The following is a 15,287-nucleotide window of genomic DNA, read 5'->3' on the forward strand; positions in this document are numbered from 1 at the left end:
TGTTCCGACCATATAACGGTCCCGTTCAGGGGACGAGATCGTAGGTGACCCACCTGGTCTTCTGAGCGAACTTGTCGTAGAGGCGGCGGGCGGTCTCGTTGTCCTTCGCCGTGATCCAGCGGACGACCGACAGACCGCGCTCGCGCGCTGCCTCGCGCACCGCTTCGAGGAGGGCGGAGCCGGCTCCCGCGCCGCGTGCGTCGGGGCTCACGAACAGGTCGTCGAGGTAGAGGCCCTTGCTGCCGTCGAGGGGACGGACGAACTCGCGCACGTGCGCCAGCCCGATCGGGGTGCCCTCCTCGTCGACGGCGAAGTACGCCTCGAGCTCGTTCTCCGGGTCGGAGATCCAGCTCCACACCAGGAGCGCCTTCTCGTCGGTGACGGGGCTGTCGTAGAACTCGCCGTAGCCGACGTAGAGGTCGAGCCAGGTGAAGAATTCGTTGTCCTGGACTCCTCGGACGGTGATGGTCATCGTTCCTCCTCGGTCGGGGCCGCGGCGAGCAGGATATCGGTCACCTGCAGCTCGTCGGCGGAGGCGAACCGCAGGTCGGCGATTCTGCCCACCGAGCGGAGGTCGCCCGCGGCGGACTCGACGGCGGCGATCTCCGCGGCCGGACCGGCGATGACGGCCGAGTCGACCGGGGTGCGCTGGGACGCCTTGGCGGCGGTCTTGGCGCCGCGGATGCCGGTGAGCGCGCGGCCGACGATCGCGAGGACCTCGCGGTCGGCGCTCCAGTCGAGGGCGACCTCGGTCGCCACCGGCCACGGCGCCACGTGCACCGAGCCCTCCTCGGACCAGCTCCACGCCTCCTCGGCCGCGAACGGCAGCACCGGCGCGAACAGGCGGAGGAACGTCGAGAGCGCGACACGGAGTGCGACGACGGCCGAGGCCTGCTCTTCGCCCGCCTCGCCGTAGGCGCGCTCCTTCACGAGCTCCAGGTAGTCGTCGCAGAACGTCCAGAAGAACGGCTCGACGATCTCCAGCGCCCGCGAATGCTCGTAGTTCTCGAGAGCCGTGGTGGCGTCGGCGACGACAGCCGCGAGGTTCTGCAGCATGCTGCGGTCGAGCGGGCTGGTGACCCGGTCGAGGTCGAGCGAGGCGGGGGCCTCGAAGCCGAGGATGAACTTCGCCGCGTTGAGCAGCTTGATCGCCAGACGGCGGCCGATCTTGATCTGGGTCGGGTTCTGCGGGTCGAACGCCGCGTCCGTGCCGAGCTTGCTCGACGCGGCCCAGTAGCGCACCGCGTCCGAGCCGTGACGCTCCAGGATGTCGGCGGGCGTCACCACGTTGCCCTTCGACTTCGACATCTTCTTGCGGTCGGGGTCGACGATGAAGCCGGAGAGGGCGGCGTTGCGCCACGGGGCGACATCCGCCTCGAGCTTCGCGCGCAGGAGGGTCGAGAACAGCCAGGTGCGGATGATGTCCTGACCCTGGGGGCGCAGGTCGTACGGGAAGACGGCGCCGAAGAGCTCGTCGTCGCGCATCCACCCGCCGGCGAGTTGCGGGGTCAGCGAGGACGTCATCCACGTGTCCATCACGTCGTGCTCGCCGACGAAGCCGCCGGCCTGCCCGCGCTGGGCCTCGTCGAAGCCGGGCGCTGTGTCGGACGACGGGTCGACCGGCAGCGACTCCTCGGAGGGGAGGATCGGCTGGTCGAACAGCGGGTTGCCGTCCGCGTCGAGCGGGTACCAGACGGGGATCGGAACGCCGAAGAAGCGCTGGCGCGAGATGAGCCAGTCGCCGGTGAGGCCGTTCACCCAGTTCTCGTAGCGGATGCGCATGAAGTCGGGGTGCCAGTCGATCTCGCGGCCGAGCTCGATGAGTCGCGCGCGCAGCTCCTCGTCACGGGCGCCGTTCTTCACGTACCACTGGCGGGTCGAGACGATCTCGAGCGGCTTGTCGCCCTTCTCGAAGAACTTCACCGGGTGCTGGATGGGCTTGGGCTCGCCCTCGAGGTCGCCGGAGGCGCGCAGCAGCTCCACGACCGCCTGCTTCGCCGAGAACACGGTCTTGCCGGCCAGCTGGGCGTACGCCTCCTTGCCGGCCTCCGAGGTGATCACCGCGGGCGGCTCGGGCAGGATGCGGCCGTCGAAGCCGATGATCGCGCGGTTCGGCAGGTCGAGCTCGCGCCACCAGGTGACGTCGGTGATGTCGCCGAAGGTGCAGATCATCGCGATGCCCGATCCCTTGTCCGGCTGCGCCAGGTGGTGAGCGACCACGGGGACTTCGACGTCGAACAGGGGCGTGCGCACCGTCGTGCCGAACAGCGGCTGGTACCGCTCGTCGTCGGGATGCGCGACCAGCGCCACGCAGGCGGGAAGGAGCTCCGGACGGGTCGTCTCGATGTACACCGGGCCGTCGGCGCTGTGGAAGGCGACGCGGTGGTACGCGCTCGGCTGCTCGCGGTCCTCCAGCTCGGCCTGGGCGACGGCGGTGCGGAAGGTGATGTCCCACAGCGTCGGCGCCTGCGCCTGGTACGCCTCGCCGCGCGCGATGTTGCGCAGGAACGCCAGCTGGGAGGTGCGGATCGAGTCGCGTCCGATGGTGCGGTAGGTCTGCGACCAGTCGACGGAGAGGCCGAGCGTGCGCCAGAGCGCCTCGAACTGCTTCTCGTCCTCCTCGGTCAGCCGCTCACAGAGCTCGATGAAGTTGCGGCGCGAGATCGGCTTCTGGTCCGCCGCCTTCGTGCTCTTGTTGTCGCCGCCCTCGAAGGGAGGTGTGAAGTCGGGCTCGTAGGGGAGCGACGGGTCGCAGCGCACGCCGTAGTAGTTCTGGACGCGGCGCTCGGTCGGCAGGCCGTTATCGTCCCAGCCCATCGGGTAGAACACCTTCCGGCCGCGCATGCGGTGGAACCGGGCGATCACGTCCGTGTGCGTGTAGCTGAAGACGTGTCCGATGTGCAGCGACCCGGAGGCGGTCGGCGGCGGGGTGTCGATCGAGTACACGCCGTCACGGCCGGCGGCCAGGGCGCCCTCGCGGTCGAACAGGAAGGTGCCGTCCTGCTGCCAGCGGTCACCCCACTTCGACTCGAGGCCCTCCAGTGCGGGCTTGTCCGGAACGCGAGCGGCGGGCGTGTTCTCGCTCATGGGGGTCCTCCGAGTCGATATGTGCGGCACCGTGTCCACGGGGTGCCTGAGTGTAGGGATCCCCTCCAGCGTACCGAAACCCGGGGGCGGACGCGTCGGACGACGCGTCCGCCCGTTCGTCAGACCTCGTCGATGATCGGCTTACGGCGCGCGGCGAAGAGGGCCGCGACCAGGGTGATCAGCGACATGACGGCCAGGACGATGCCGGGGTGCCACCAGGCGTTCCCGGTCGCCTGCCCGAAGATCAGCGTGAGCGCCGGGACGAACGAGGTGACCAGCGCCGCGAGGCTGTAGGCGACGGAGAGACCGCTGTAGCGGACCTCGCTCGGGAAGAGGTCCGACATCAGTCCGCCGAGGCCCGCCCACGACAGGGTGGGCAGGATGCCGCCGATGATCATGCTGCCGACGAGCACGGCGAAGGAGGCGGACTGCAGCAGGAAGTACATCGGGAACGCGACCAGCAGCGTCCCGACCGCGCCGATCGCGACGACGCGCGCCGACCCGATCCGGGTCGCCCACAGGCCGAAGAGCGGGATGGTGACGAGCTGCAGCAGGCCGCCGATGGTCGTGGCGACCAGCAGGTCCTGGTACTTGAAGCCCAGCACCGCGGTGCCGTAGTCCACCATGTAGGTGTTCATGAGCGAGTAGGAGCCGATGCCGAGCACGGCCGCGCCGATGGCGATGACGAAGCCGGTCGGCGCCTTGCGGAACACGTCGACGACGGGGAAACGGTCACGCTGGCCGGTCTCCAGCAGCTTCCGGAAGACCGGGGTCTCGTCGATCGACCACCGCAGGTAGAGCGACACGAGCAGCAGCGGGAACGCGGTCAGGAACGGGATGCGCCATCCCCACGCCGCGATGTCGGCCGACGACATGCTCAGGGTGAGCACGATGAACACGACGGCGCTCAGGATGGAGCCCACCGGCGAGCCGAGCTGGGGGAGGGCCGCGTAGAAGCCCCGGCGCTTCGGGTTCGCGTACTCGGTCGCGAGGAGGATCGAGCCGCCCCACTCGCCGCCGACCGAGAAGCCCTGCACGAGGCGGAGGAGGACGATCGCGATCGCGCCGAACCATCCCGCCGCCTGGTAGGTGGGCAGCACGCCGACGAGACCGGTGCTGAGGCCCATGAGCAGGATGGTGATGAGCAGCGTCGGGCGCCGGCCGATCCGGTCGCCGAGGTTGCCGAACACGACTGCGCCGATCGGGCGGATGACGAAGCCGGCGGCGATCGCCAGGAACCCGGCCAGCGCCCCGCCGAAGGTTCCGAGCGGCGCGAAGAAGAGCGGGCCGACGAAGAACGCCGCGAAGTACGCGTAGAGGTAGAAGTCGTACGACTCGAGCGCCGTGCCGACGAACGACGCGATGGTGACGCGCCGCGCGGTGCCCGGGGTGATTCCCGGGCGGTCGGTCTCGCTGCGGACGGGGGCTGTGGTGGTAGTCACGGGAGTCCTTCGGAGGTGAATAGTATGTGGACCGGGTCCAATAATGGCACGAGAAGGGAACGCCGCATGCCGCAGCCGCATTCCCCGGGCACATCCGCCGGGGCGGGAGCCCGCGCCTCCGGCAGCGGACGGCCCCGCTCGTCGTCGCGTGCGATGCTCGCCGAGGCGGCTGCGGAGCTGTTCCTCGAGCAGACGTACGCGGGCACCACGGTCGACGACATCGCCCGCCGGGCGGGGGTCAGCCGGGCCACCTTCTTCAACTACGTCGGCTCGAAGAGCGACCTGCTCTGGCTCGAGGTCGACGAGGCGCTCGCCGCCTTCGACACGACCGTGGCATCCGTCCCCGCTGATCTGGCGCCGATGGATGCGGTGCTCGACGCGGTCACCCGCCTCGCCGACGCGTTCGGCCCCGGACGCCTCCCGCTCGCGGTCACGCAGGTCGACCTCATGGGCACGGATGCGGAGCTGCAGGCCTCGGCGCTGCCGCGCTTCCTCGCGCTGGTGCGGAGGCTGGAGGCGTTCATCGCCGCCCGGGCCGGCCTGCCGTCCGACGCCCTCCTCCCGCGCGCCGCCGCGACCGCGGTCGTCGGCGCCGCGGTCTCGGCCGCTGCTGCCTGGGCCCGCGCGGGCGTGCGCCGTGGCCCGCTCACCCCGCTCGTGCGGACGGCCGTCGCCCCCGTCTGCGCCGGCTACGCCCCCGTCCTCTGAGCGACTGCGGTCGTTCGTCGCCTCTGCGGCCGGTCGCGCAGGCGCAGACGTTCCGGGACGCGGCAGTCGCGGCCGGCCGCCCACAAGCGGCGGCGGAGCCGGTAGGATGGAGGGCACAGACAGCGACCCGGGTATCGCCGGCGAGTCTTCGGAAGAACGGCGCGCAGCGCTCAGTAGAACCGAACGGGTACGGCCCGTCACAGCCGCGAGATGAGTGGCCCTCCCCGGCGACGGAGGCGGAGCGGGCAAGCGGGGTGGTACCGCGACGGGCGTGAGAGCGTCCGGCGTCCTCGTGCAGCACGTGAGAATCTGCCAGGAGAGAGATGCCGTACCCCAAGTCCGCGCCGGACTCGTCGCGCGACGACGACCAGCGCCCCGGCGACCAGCGCCCCGACGTTCAGCGCCAGGAAGTCGTGGCGAGCCCGGTCTTCCCCGAGATCGAGACCGACGTCCTCGCGTTCTGGGAGAAGGACGGGACCTTCCGCGCCTCCATCGACAACCGCGACGGCGCCGAGGAGTGGGTCTTCTACGACGGCCCCCCGTTCGCCAACGGCCTCCCGCACTACGGCCACCTGCTGACCGGGTACGCGAAGGACGTCTTCCCGCGCTTCCAGACCATGCGCGGCAAGAAGGTGGAGCGCCGCTTCGGCTGGGACACGCACGGCCTGCCCGCGGAGCTCGAGGCCGAGCGGCAGCTCGGGATCACCGACAAGAGCCAGATCGAGGAGATGGGGCTCGCCGCCTTCAACCAGGCGGCGAAGGACTCGGTGCTCCGCTACACCCGCGAGTGGCGCGAGTACGTCACCCGCCAGGCGCGCTGGGTCGACTTCGACAACGACTACAAGACGCTCGACACCACCTACATGGAGTCGGTGATCTGGGCCTTCAAGCAGCTGCACGAGAAGGGCCTCGCCTACGAGGGCTACCGCGTGCTGCCGTACTGCTGGCGCGACCAGACCCCGCTGTCCAACCACGAGCTGCGGATGGACGACGACGTCTACAAGATGCGGCAGGACCAGACGGTCACCGTCACCTTCCCGCTGGTCGGCGAGAAGGCGGAGGTCCTCGGGCTCACCGGCACCCGCGCCCTCGCGTGGACGACGACCCCGTGGACCCTGCCGACGAACTTCGCGCTCGCGGTCGGCCCCGACATCGAGTACGCCGTGTTGCCCTCCGGTCCGAACGGCGCCGCCGACTCGTACGGCGACCCCGACCAGGAGGTCCTGAGCGGACGCTACCTGCTCGCCAAGGACCTCGTCGGCAACTACGCCAAGGACCTCGGCTACGACTCCCCGGCGGACGCGCTGGCGGCGGTCACCGGCACGCTCAGCGGCTCCGAGCTCGCCGGCGTCGAGTACGACCGGCTCTGGGACTACTACGCCGACACCGAGAAGTGGGGCACGCAGAACGCGTGGCGCATCCTCGTCGACGACTACGTGACCGTCGAGGACGGCACCGGCATCGTCCACCAGGCACCCGCCTACGGCGAGGACGACCAGCGCGTCACCGAGGCGGCGGGCATCCCCGTCATCATCTCGGTCGACGACGGCGGGCGCTTCCTGCCCGACGTGCCCGAGGTCGCCGGCGTGCAGGTGTTCGAGGCGAACAAGACGCTGACCCGGCTGCTCAAGGAGCAGGGCCGGCTGCTGCGCCAGGCGAGCTACGAGCACTCGTACCCGCACTGCTGGCGCTGCCGCAATCCGCTCATCTACAAGGCCGTCTCCAGCTGGTTCGTGCGTGTCACCGACTTCCGCGACCGGATGGGCGAGCTCAACCAGCAGATCACCTGGGTTCCCGAGAACGTCAAGGACGGCCAGTTCGGCAAGTGGCTGGCCGGCGCCCGCGACTGGTCGGTGTCGCGCAACCGGTACTTCGGCTCGCCGATCCCGGTGTGGAAGAGCGACGACCCCGCCTATCCGCGCGTCGACGTGTACGGCTCGCTCGAGGAGCTGGAGCGCGACTTCGGCCGCCTGCCGCTGAACGCCGCCGGCGAGCCGGACCTGCACCGCCCGTTCATCGACGAGCTCACGCGCCCCAACCCGGACGACCCGACGGGCCGCTCGACGATGCGCCGCATCCCGGACGTGCTCGACGTGTGGTTCGACTCCGGGTCGATGCCGTTCGCCCAGGTGCACTACCCGTTCGAGAACCGGGACTGGTTCGACACCCACAACCCGGCCGACTTCATCGTCGAGTACATCGGGCAGACCCGCGGCTGGTTCTACCTGCTGCACACGCTCGCGACCGCGCTGTTCGACCGTCCGGCGTTCAAGAACGTGATCAGCCACGGCATCGTGCTCGGCAGCGACGGGCAGAAGATGTCCAAGTCGCTCCGCAACTACCCGGACGTGAACGAGGTCTTCGACCGCGACGGGTCGGATGCGATGCGCTGGTTCCTCATGTCGAGCCCGGTGCTGCGCGGCGGCAATCTGGTCGTCACCGAGGAGGGCATCCGCGAGGGCGTCCGCCAGGTGCTGCTCCCGCTGTGGAACACCTGGTACTTCTTCTCGCTGTACGCCAACGCCGCGGGCTACGAGGCGAAGCGCTCGACCGCGTCCACCGACGTGCTCGACCGCTACCTGCTGGCCAAGACCCGCGATCTGGTGGAGGCCGTGACGGCCGACCTGGAGGGGCTGGACTCGACGCTCGCCGCCGCCAAGCTGCGCGACTTCGCCGACGTGCTCACCAACTGGTACGTGCGCCGGTCGCGCGACCGGTTCTGGGAGGGTGTGGGCGAGGACGGCTCCGGCGCCGAGGCCTTCGACACGCTCTACACCGTGCTCGAGACGTTCACCCGGGTCGCCGCGCCGCTCCTGCCGCTCGTCGCCGAGCGCATCTGGAAGGACCTCACCGGCGGCCGCTCCGTGCACCTCACGGACTGGCCGCAGGCCGGCGAGTTCCCCGCCGACGACGCGCTGGTGGATGCGATGGACCGCATCCGCGCGATCAGCTCGACCGCCCTGTCGCTGCGCAAGCAGGCGGGCCGCCGCGTGCGCCTGCCGCTCGCGTCGCTGACCGTGGTGGCGCAGAACGCCGAGGCGCTTCGCCCGTTCGAGGGCATCCTGCGCGACGAGCTCAACGTGAAGGCGGTCCAGCTGGTCGAGCTGCGCGACGACAGCGCAGCGGAGTACGGCATCACGAGCCGCCTCACGGTCAACGCCCGCGCCGCGGGGCCGCGCCTCGGCAAGCAGGTGCAGCAGGTCATCCAGGCCGCCCGCGCCGGCGACTGGACCGAGGTGGACGGCGTGGTGACCGTCGGCGGCGTCGAGCTGATCGACGGCGAGTACGACCTGGTGCTCGAGACCGCATCGGGCGGCGACGACTCGTCGGCGCTCGCGCTGCTCGCGGGCGGCGGCTTCGTGCTGCTCGACACCGCGACCACGCCGGAACTGGAGGCCGAGGGCCTCGCGCGGGACATCATCCGCGCCGTTCAGGACACGCGCAAGGCGGCGGGGCTCGACGTGAGCGACCGCATCCGGCTCAGCCTGGCGTTCGACCACGAGGACGACGCCCGTGCGCTCGACCTCGCGGGCGACGTCGACATCGCGACCGAGACGCTCGCGCTGGCGATGGAGATCGCCGCGGCGGACGGCGCGTTCCAAAAGCGGTTCGAGGCGGGGCAGTTCGCCAACGCCGGCGCGTTCACCGTCGGCGTGACCAAGGTGGAGGTGGAGTCGTGACCGACGAGGAGGACTTCCGCGAACGCGCGGAGGAGGTCTACCAGGCGCTGCTGGCCCGGGTCGGGGAGGGCGCGCCCGAGCGCCGCCTCGACGCGACCCGGCGGGCCGTCGAGCTGCTCGGCGATCCGCAGCGGGCGTACCCGATCATCCACGTGACGGGCACCAACGGGAAGACCTCGACCAGCCGCATCGCCGAGAGCCTGCTGCGCGCCTACGGTCTGCGCACGGGCCTCCTGACCAGCCCGCACCTGGTGCGCTTCAACGAGCGCATCGTCATCGACGGGCAGCCGATCGACGACGAGGCGCTGGTGCGCAACTGGGAGGACATCAGCCCGTACCTGGAGATCGTGGATGCGGAGCTGACGGAGGTGGGCAAGCAGCCGCTGACGTTCTTCGAGGCGCTCACCGCCCTCGCCTACGCGGCCTTCGCGGACGCCCCGGTGGATGTCGCGGTCATCGAGGTCGGCATGGGCGGCGAGTGGGACTCGACCAACGTCGGCGACGGCCAGGTGGCCGTGTTCACGCCGATCGCGCTGGACCACACGAAGGCGCTGGGCGACACCATCGAGGAGATCGCGCGCACCAAGTCCGGCATCATCAAGCCGTCCGCCGACGTCGTCTCGTCGGCGCAGACCCCTGAAGCGGATCGCGTGCTGCGCGAGGCGTCGGAGCTCACCGAGTCGACCTTCGCCGAGCAGCCCGCCGACTTCGGGGTCGACAGCACGCGCGTGGCGGTCGGCGGCCAGCTGGTGACGGTCCGCGGACGGGCGGCGACCTACGAGGACGTCTTCCTGCCGCTGTACGGCGACCACCAGGCGCAGAACGCCGCCGTGGCGGTCGCCGCGGTCGAGACGTTCCTCGGCCGGGGCACGCAGCCGCTCAAGACGGATCTCGTCGAGGAGGGCTTCGCGACGGCCACGTCGCCCGGCCGTCTGCAGCTGATCGGCATCGAGCCGAGCATCCTGGTGGATGCGGCGCACAACCCCGCGGGCGCCGAGACCCTGGCCGACGCGCTGCGCAGCTACTTCGACTTCGACGAGATCACCTTCGTCATCGGCATCCTGGGCGACAAGGATGCGCGCGGCGTCATCCGCGCCCTCGCCCCGGTGGCCACGCAGTTCTTCGTCACCCGGCCCGACTCGGAGCGGGCGCGGGAGGCGGAGGACTTCGGCGACCTGGTGCGCGAGGAGGTCGGCGACGAGGCGACGATCGTCTACTCGGACCCGATCGACGCGCTCGAGTCGGCCCGCGACTGGGCCGGTGAGGAGCCGCGCCGCGCGGTCGTCGTCGCCGGGAGCATCGTGCTCGTCGGCCAGGCGATGGCGTACGCCGAGGAGCAGGAATGGAAGCAGGCCGCGTCGTGACCGACGCGCCGCAGGGCCGGGTCCGCCGTCAGCGCTCGCTCCGCGAGCTGCTCGGCTCGATCGTGCTCGGCTTCGAGCTGCTCGTGGTGTTCCTCGGCGCGCTCGTGCTGTTCGGCCTGCACTCGCTGCCGGCCTGGCTGGCGCTCGGCGGGGGAGCGGCGCTGATCGTGCTCATGATCATCGCGATCGGGCTGCTGCGGAACACCGCGGGCGTCGTGCTCGGCTGGATCGTCCAGCTGGTCGTGGTCGCCGCCGGCATCCTCGTCCCCGCCTTCTTCATCGTGGGCGCGATCTTCACCGCCATGTGGGCGTACTGCATGATCGCCGCCGCACGCATCGACCGCAACAATCGAGCGGCCGCATCCGCGGCCGACAACGGAACGGAGAATCCATGACCACCGCCGTCGAAGAGACCCTCGTCCTCATCAAGCCCGACGGGGTCGCCCGCAACCTGACCGGCGAGATCCTGCGCCGGATCGAGGCCAAGGGCTACTCGCTCGTCGACCTCCGGATGCTGCAGGCCGACCGCGACCTGCTCGCCCAGCACTACGCCGAGCACGAGGGCAAGCCCTTCTACGAGCCGCTGGTGGAGTTCATGGAGTCGGGCCCGATCGTCGCGATCCGCCTGGCCGGGAACCGCGTCATCGAGGGCTTCCGCTCGCTCGCCGGCGCGACCGACCCGACGACCGCCCTCCCGGGCACCATCCGCGGCGACCTCGCCCGCGACTGGGGCCTCAAGGTGCAGCAGAACCTCGTGCACGGCTCCGACTCGCCCGAGTCCGCCCAGCGCGAGCTGGCCCTCTGGTTCGGCTGACCCGCACCGCGCATCCCGCCGCGCAGCATTCGTGCCGAATGTCGCCTCCAGCACGCTGAGAGGGGACATTCGGCACGAATGCGTCCGGCGAGCGGTGGTGCGCCGGGTCAGATGAAGGCGCGGTGGATCCAGTCCAGCTGCAGCTGCGCCAGCACCGCGACGATCGCGTAGCAGACGATCGTGATCAGCGGCACCCAGCCGTACAGCGTGCGGAAGAACGCACGGGCGCGTTCCGGCAGCGGGATGTTGCCCTCCTTGAGGTTGTAGAGGGTCACCGCCCAGAAGGTCGGGATGGTCACGACCCAGGTCACCATGCACCAGGGGCACAGCACGTTGAGGACGGTGAGCGACTGGGTGATCAGGAAGATGACCAGCACCAGCGCAAGCACCACGCCGACGTTGAATGCGATCCAGTACCAGCGGGCGAAACGCCCCCGGGTCGCCAGCAGCCCGACGCCGACGGCGATCGTGGCTGTCCACCCGCCGATGCCCAGCAGCGGGTTCGGGAAGCCGAGCAGCGATCCCTGCCACGAGTTCAGGTTCTTCGAGCAGCCCACCAGCACCGAGAAGTTGCAGGACAGCTGGGCGCCCGGGTTCTCGAGCAGGTGAAACTTGTCCACCGTCAGCATGAAGGCCGCCCAGACGCCGATCAGTCCGGCGATGATCAGGAAGACGGCGAGAGCGGTCGGGCGGCGGTAGGCGGCCTCGGCGGGACTGGCTGACACCCTCGGATTATGGCATGCCCCCTGCGTGTCGTCCTGGGAGGCGACCGCTGCGAGGCGCAGCCGTGCGATAATCGTTGCAGCAGTCGTCCCGGCCCCGGCCGGGAACAGCGACAGAAGGCTTGCGGGCGCCTGGAGCGCCCGGGAAATGCCGGCCCTGGAGGCCGGCGCGAACAGTGAACCGGATGCAGACGGCGCCACGAGCCCGGCGGCATCCGAACAGGATTGAGGGAGGCGCCGCGCGCGCCGCCTCCCGACGGAGAGTACCCGGCGAGCGGGGAACCGCCGACCGGTCGAGGAGTGCACCAGCGATGGTGGATAACGAGAATATCGACAACACGGACAACAACGAGACGGAGACAGGAGGACGGAAGCGCAAAGGGCTCTTCGGCACGCGACGCGTGGTGAGGAAGGCCTCGCCGGCGTTCGGTGACGCACCGGCCGAATCCGCTTCCGACTCTGCCGCTTCTTCTTCCGAGCAGGCCGCAGCCCAGACGCCGGCCGAGGACGTCGAGCAGGCGCCCGAGGCCGCTGAGCGGGCGCCCGAGGCCGCGGCCCCGGTGGAGACCGAAGCGCCCGTCGCCGCGGACACCCCGGCAGCCGACGCAGTGAGCGGCGCCGCCGCGCCCGTCGTGGCGCACGAGCCCCCGGCCCTGCCGGAGAAGCACGGCGAGGACGATCCGCCGCTCGTCGCCGCGGCCGCCCCCGGCCTGCCGCCGACCACCCTGCTCTTCCAGGCGCCCGACATCCTCCCGCTGCCGCCGCTGCCCGACGCCGACGAGGAGCCGGCCAGCGGGGTCCGCCGCCGCTCCCGCCGTCGCGCGGGCGAGACCGGGCGCGAGGGCGCGAACGACCCCGCGAACACCGTCGTCAAGGTCCGCACCCCGCGCGAGCCGGAGCTGATCACCGAGCCGCAGAAGGTCAAGGGCTCCACGCGGCTCGAGGCCAAGAAGCAGCGCCGCCGCGACGGCCGCGACGCCGGGCGCCGCCGTCCGGTCATCACCGAGGCCGAGTTCCTCGCGCGCCGCGAGTCCGTGGACCGCCAGATGATCGTGCGCTCGAAGGGCGGCCGTATCCAGATCGGCGTGCTGGAGGACAAGGTGCTCGTCGAGCACTACGTCGCCCGCTCGCAGGAGGCGTCGCTCATCGGCAACGTGTACCTGGGTCGCGTGCAGAACGTCCTCCCCAGCATGGAGGCCGCCTTCGTCGACATCGGCCGCGGCCGCAACGCCGTGCTGTACTCCGGCGAGGTCGACTGGGATGCGGTGGAGACCGGCAACCAGCCGCGCCGCATCGAGCTGGCCCTCAAGGCGGGCGACCGCGTCCTGGTGCAGGTCACCAAGGACCCGGTCGGCCACAAGGGTGCGCGCCTCACCAGCCAGATCTCGCTGCCGGGCCGTTACCTCGTGTACGTGCCCAACGGCTCCATGAACGGCATCAGCCGCAAGCTGCCGGACACCGAGCGGTCGCGGCTCAAGAAGATCCTCAAGGAGGTGCTCCCGGAGAGCGCCGGCGTGATCGTGCGTACGGCCGCCGAGGGAGCCACGGAGGAGCAGCTGACGCTCGACGTCAACCGTCTCACCGCGCAGTGGGCCGACATCAGCTCGCGCGTCGAGACGCAGCAGGCGCCCGCGCTCCTGCACAGCGAGCCCGACCTCCTGATCAAGATCATCCGCGACGTCTTCAACGAGGACTTCCAGAAGCTCGTCATCGCGGGCGACGACGCGCGCCAGACGATCGAGAACTACCTCCGCCAGGTCGCCCCCGACCTGCTCGACCGCGTCGAGGCCTACACCGGCGAGCGGGACGCCTTCGACGAGTTCCGCATCACGGAGCAGATCGAGAAGGCGCTCGAGCGCAAGGTCTGGCTGCCCTCGGGCGGTTCGCTCGTCATCGACCGCACCGAGGCGATGACGGTCGTGGACGTCAACACCGGCAAGTTCGTCGGCTCGGGCGGCAACCTCGAGGAGACCGTCACCAAGAACAACCTCGAGGCGGCCGAGGAGATCGTCCGCCAGCTGCGCCTGCGCGACATCGGCGGCATCATCGTCGTCGACTTCATCGACATGGTGCTGGAGTCGAACCGCGACCTCGTGCTCCGCCGCCTGGTCGAGTGCCTGAGCCGCGACCGGACGAAGCACCAGGTCGCCGAGGTCACCTCGCTCGGTCTCGTGCAGATGACCCGCAAGAAGCTGGGCCTCGGCCTGCTCGAGACGTTCAGCGAGGCGTGCGAGGTCTGCGCGGGCCGCGGCGTCATCGTGCACCACGACCCGGTGGTCAAGCACCGCCAGCCGCAGCAGCAGCCGCAGAACGAGCGCCGTCGCGGCCGCGGCGGAAACGGCGGCGGCAACGGGGGAGCGAACGGCGCCCCCGCCGCCAACGGCCACAGCGGCACCCACGCCATCACCGACGACGCAAAGAACGCGCTCGCGCAGATCGCCGCGTCGACCATCCACCACCACGAGGACGGCACGAAGCCCTCGGAGCCCGGCGAGGTCTCCGAGGTCACCATCGCCGAGGTGACGGTGACCGAGGTCACGGCCACCAAGAAGCGCCGCCGCAAGGGCAAGGGCGACCGGCAGCGTCCGGCCGCCGAGCAGGCCGACGGCGCCGGAGCCGAGACGCAGCAGGGCGGCGAGCAGTCCGGCGACCCGCGCGCCTCGGACGACGACACGCAGGTCGCGGTCGAGGTCGAGGTCGCCGAGCTGGACGTGACGGAGATCGACGTCGAGACCGGCGAGGCGGACGAGGCGGACGAGGCGGCCGTCCCGCTCATCGAGCTGCCCGAACCCGCTCCGACGCACACCCCGGTCCGCCGCTCCCCGGAGGAGACCGAGCACCTGCTCGACTCCGTGCTGGACGCTCTGCCGCAGCCGAAGGAGCCGGGTCAGGGCCGCAGCCGCAGCCGTCGCGCCAGCACCGCCGTCATCGCGGGCGGCGAGAAGCTCCCGACGTCCGACTGACGTCGCGCCTCGTCACCGTCCGGGTCAGTGGCCCGGGCGGTGACGGTCGCGCGCACGCACCCGCAGGCCGCTGGCGATGAGCCGCGAGACGAGCTCCTTGCCGGGCACGGGATGCGCCCCCGCCGCGACGAGCTCGTCGTAGCGCCGGTCGGGCACGTCGTAGTGGTCGAGGTCGAAGGCCCGGCGCTGGATGCCGTTGGCCTCCGCGAACGCGTGCAGTTCGTCCAGCGACGCGTCGCTGACCAGATGCGACCACAACATGCCGTGCGCCGGCCATGCCGGGGGATCGATCAGGACCGTCATAGAATGATTCTAGGAACCGGTTCCGCTGGCGGAGCCGCGCGGTCCCGACGGCCCTCTGCGGGCCAGTCCGCCGAGGTTGTGCCGAATTGACGCCATCCTGGGCGTCGGGTAAAGTTGACCGTTGGTGTGTGTCGGGCGTCGCCCGCATCACCATCTTGGTTTTCTGAGAGCCGCCGGGTGTGAGAGCTCCCGGGCGGACTCGCC

11 protein-coding genes are annotated in these 15,287 nt (G+C 70.7%); 6 read left to right on the forward strand and 5 right to left on the reverse strand.

Features of this window, described 5'->3' with window-relative positions; all coding sequences use genetic code 11:
- Positions 1-25: 25 nt before the first annotated feature.
- From J2W45_RS03375 to J2W45_RS03385, 3 genes are all read right to left on the reverse strand, one after another.
- Positions 26-472, reverse strand: a complete 447-nt coding sequence (locus tag J2W45_RS03375; protein ID WP_310129018.1) for a GNAT family N-acetyltransferase — start codon at positions 470-472, stop codon at positions 26-28.
- Complete coding sequence (gene valS / locus J2W45_RS03380; protein ID WP_310129019.1) at positions 469-3,087, reverse strand: valine--tRNA ligase; 2,619 nt, start codon at positions 3,085-3,087, stop codon at positions 469-471. The genes J2W45_RS03375 and valS overlap by 4 nt, the downstream gene beginning before the upstream one ends.
- A gap of 119 nt (positions 3,088-3,206) precedes the next feature.
- Positions 3,207-4,529 carry an MFS transporter gene (locus J2W45_RS03385; RefSeq protein WP_310129020.1) on the reverse strand — a complete coding sequence of 441 codons (1,323 nt, stop codon included), beginning with the start codon at positions 4,527-4,529 and terminating at the stop codon, positions 3,207-3,209.
- Between the two features lie 66 nt (positions 4,530-4,595).
- Between J2W45_RS03385 and J2W45_RS03390 the strand changes: the two genes are divergently transcribed.
- The 5 genes from J2W45_RS03390 to ndk all read left to right on the forward strand — a co-directional run bounded on the left by J2W45_RS03390 (position 4,596) and on the right by ndk (position 11,095).
- The gene (locus tag J2W45_RS03390; RefSeq protein ID WP_310129021.1) at positions 4,596-5,237 is read left to right on the forward strand and encodes a TetR/AcrR family transcriptional regulator; all 642 of its coding nucleotides are present in this window, start codon (positions 4,596-4,598) and stop codon (positions 5,235-5,237) included.
- A 323-nt stretch (positions 5,238-5,560) separates the two neighbouring features.
- Positions 5,561-8,917, forward strand: a complete 3,357-nt coding sequence (gene ileS / locus J2W45_RS03395) for an isoleucine--tRNA ligase (protein ID WP_310129022.1) — start codon at positions 5,561-5,563, stop codon at positions 8,915-8,917.
- The gene (locus J2W45_RS03400; protein WP_310129024.1) at positions 8,914-10,281 is read left to right on the forward strand and encodes a bifunctional folylpolyglutamate synthase/dihydrofolate synthase; all 1,368 of its coding nucleotides are present in this window, start codon (positions 8,914-8,916) and stop codon (positions 10,279-10,281) included. The genes ileS and J2W45_RS03400 overlap by 4 nt, the downstream gene beginning before the upstream one ends.
- Entirely contained in the window at positions 10,260-10,676 is a 417-nt protein-coding gene (locus J2W45_RS03405) for a DUF4233 domain-containing protein (protein WP_310129026.1), read from the forward strand. Before J2W45_RS03400 ends, J2W45_RS03405 begins: the two co-directional genes overlap by 22 nt.
- The gene (gene ndk, locus J2W45_RS03410) at positions 10,673-11,095 is read left to right on the forward strand and encodes a nucleoside-diphosphate kinase (RefSeq protein WP_310129028.1); all 423 of its coding nucleotides are present in this window, start codon (positions 10,673-10,675) and stop codon (positions 11,093-11,095) included. Before J2W45_RS03405 ends, ndk begins: the two co-directional genes overlap by 4 nt.
- A 107-nt stretch (positions 11,096-11,202) precedes the next feature.
- Here the strand turns inward: ndk and J2W45_RS03415 are convergent, their stop codons facing one another.
- On the reverse strand, positions 11,203-11,820 hold the full coding sequence (locus J2W45_RS03415; RefSeq protein ID WP_310129030.1) for a vitamin K epoxide reductase family protein: 618 nt from the start codon (positions 11,818-11,820) through the stop codon (positions 11,203-11,205).
- Positions 11,821-12,128: 308 nt separating this feature from the next.
- On the opposite strand from J2W45_RS03415, the gene J2W45_RS03420 reads away from it, so the two are divergent.
- Positions 12,129-14,780: an Rne/Rng family ribonuclease gene (locus J2W45_RS03420; protein ID WP_310129032.1), complete on the forward strand. Its 2,652-nt coding sequence runs from the start codon at positions 12,129-12,131 to the stop codon at positions 14,778-14,780.
- Positions 14,781-14,804: 24 nt separating this feature from the next.
- Here J2W45_RS03420 and J2W45_RS03425 read toward each other — a convergent pair whose 3' ends face one another.
- A complete protein-coding gene (locus J2W45_RS03425; protein WP_310129034.1) occupies positions 14,805-15,083 on the reverse strand; it encodes a DUF4031 domain-containing protein in 279 nt (92 codons plus the stop codon).
- Positions 15,084-15,287 lie beyond the last annotated feature (204 nt).

The organism is Leifsonia shinshuensis, from assembly GCF_031456835.1.
Lineage (GTDB): Bacteria > Actinomycetota > Actinomycetes > Actinomycetales > Microbacteriaceae > Leifsonia > Leifsonia shinshuensis_C.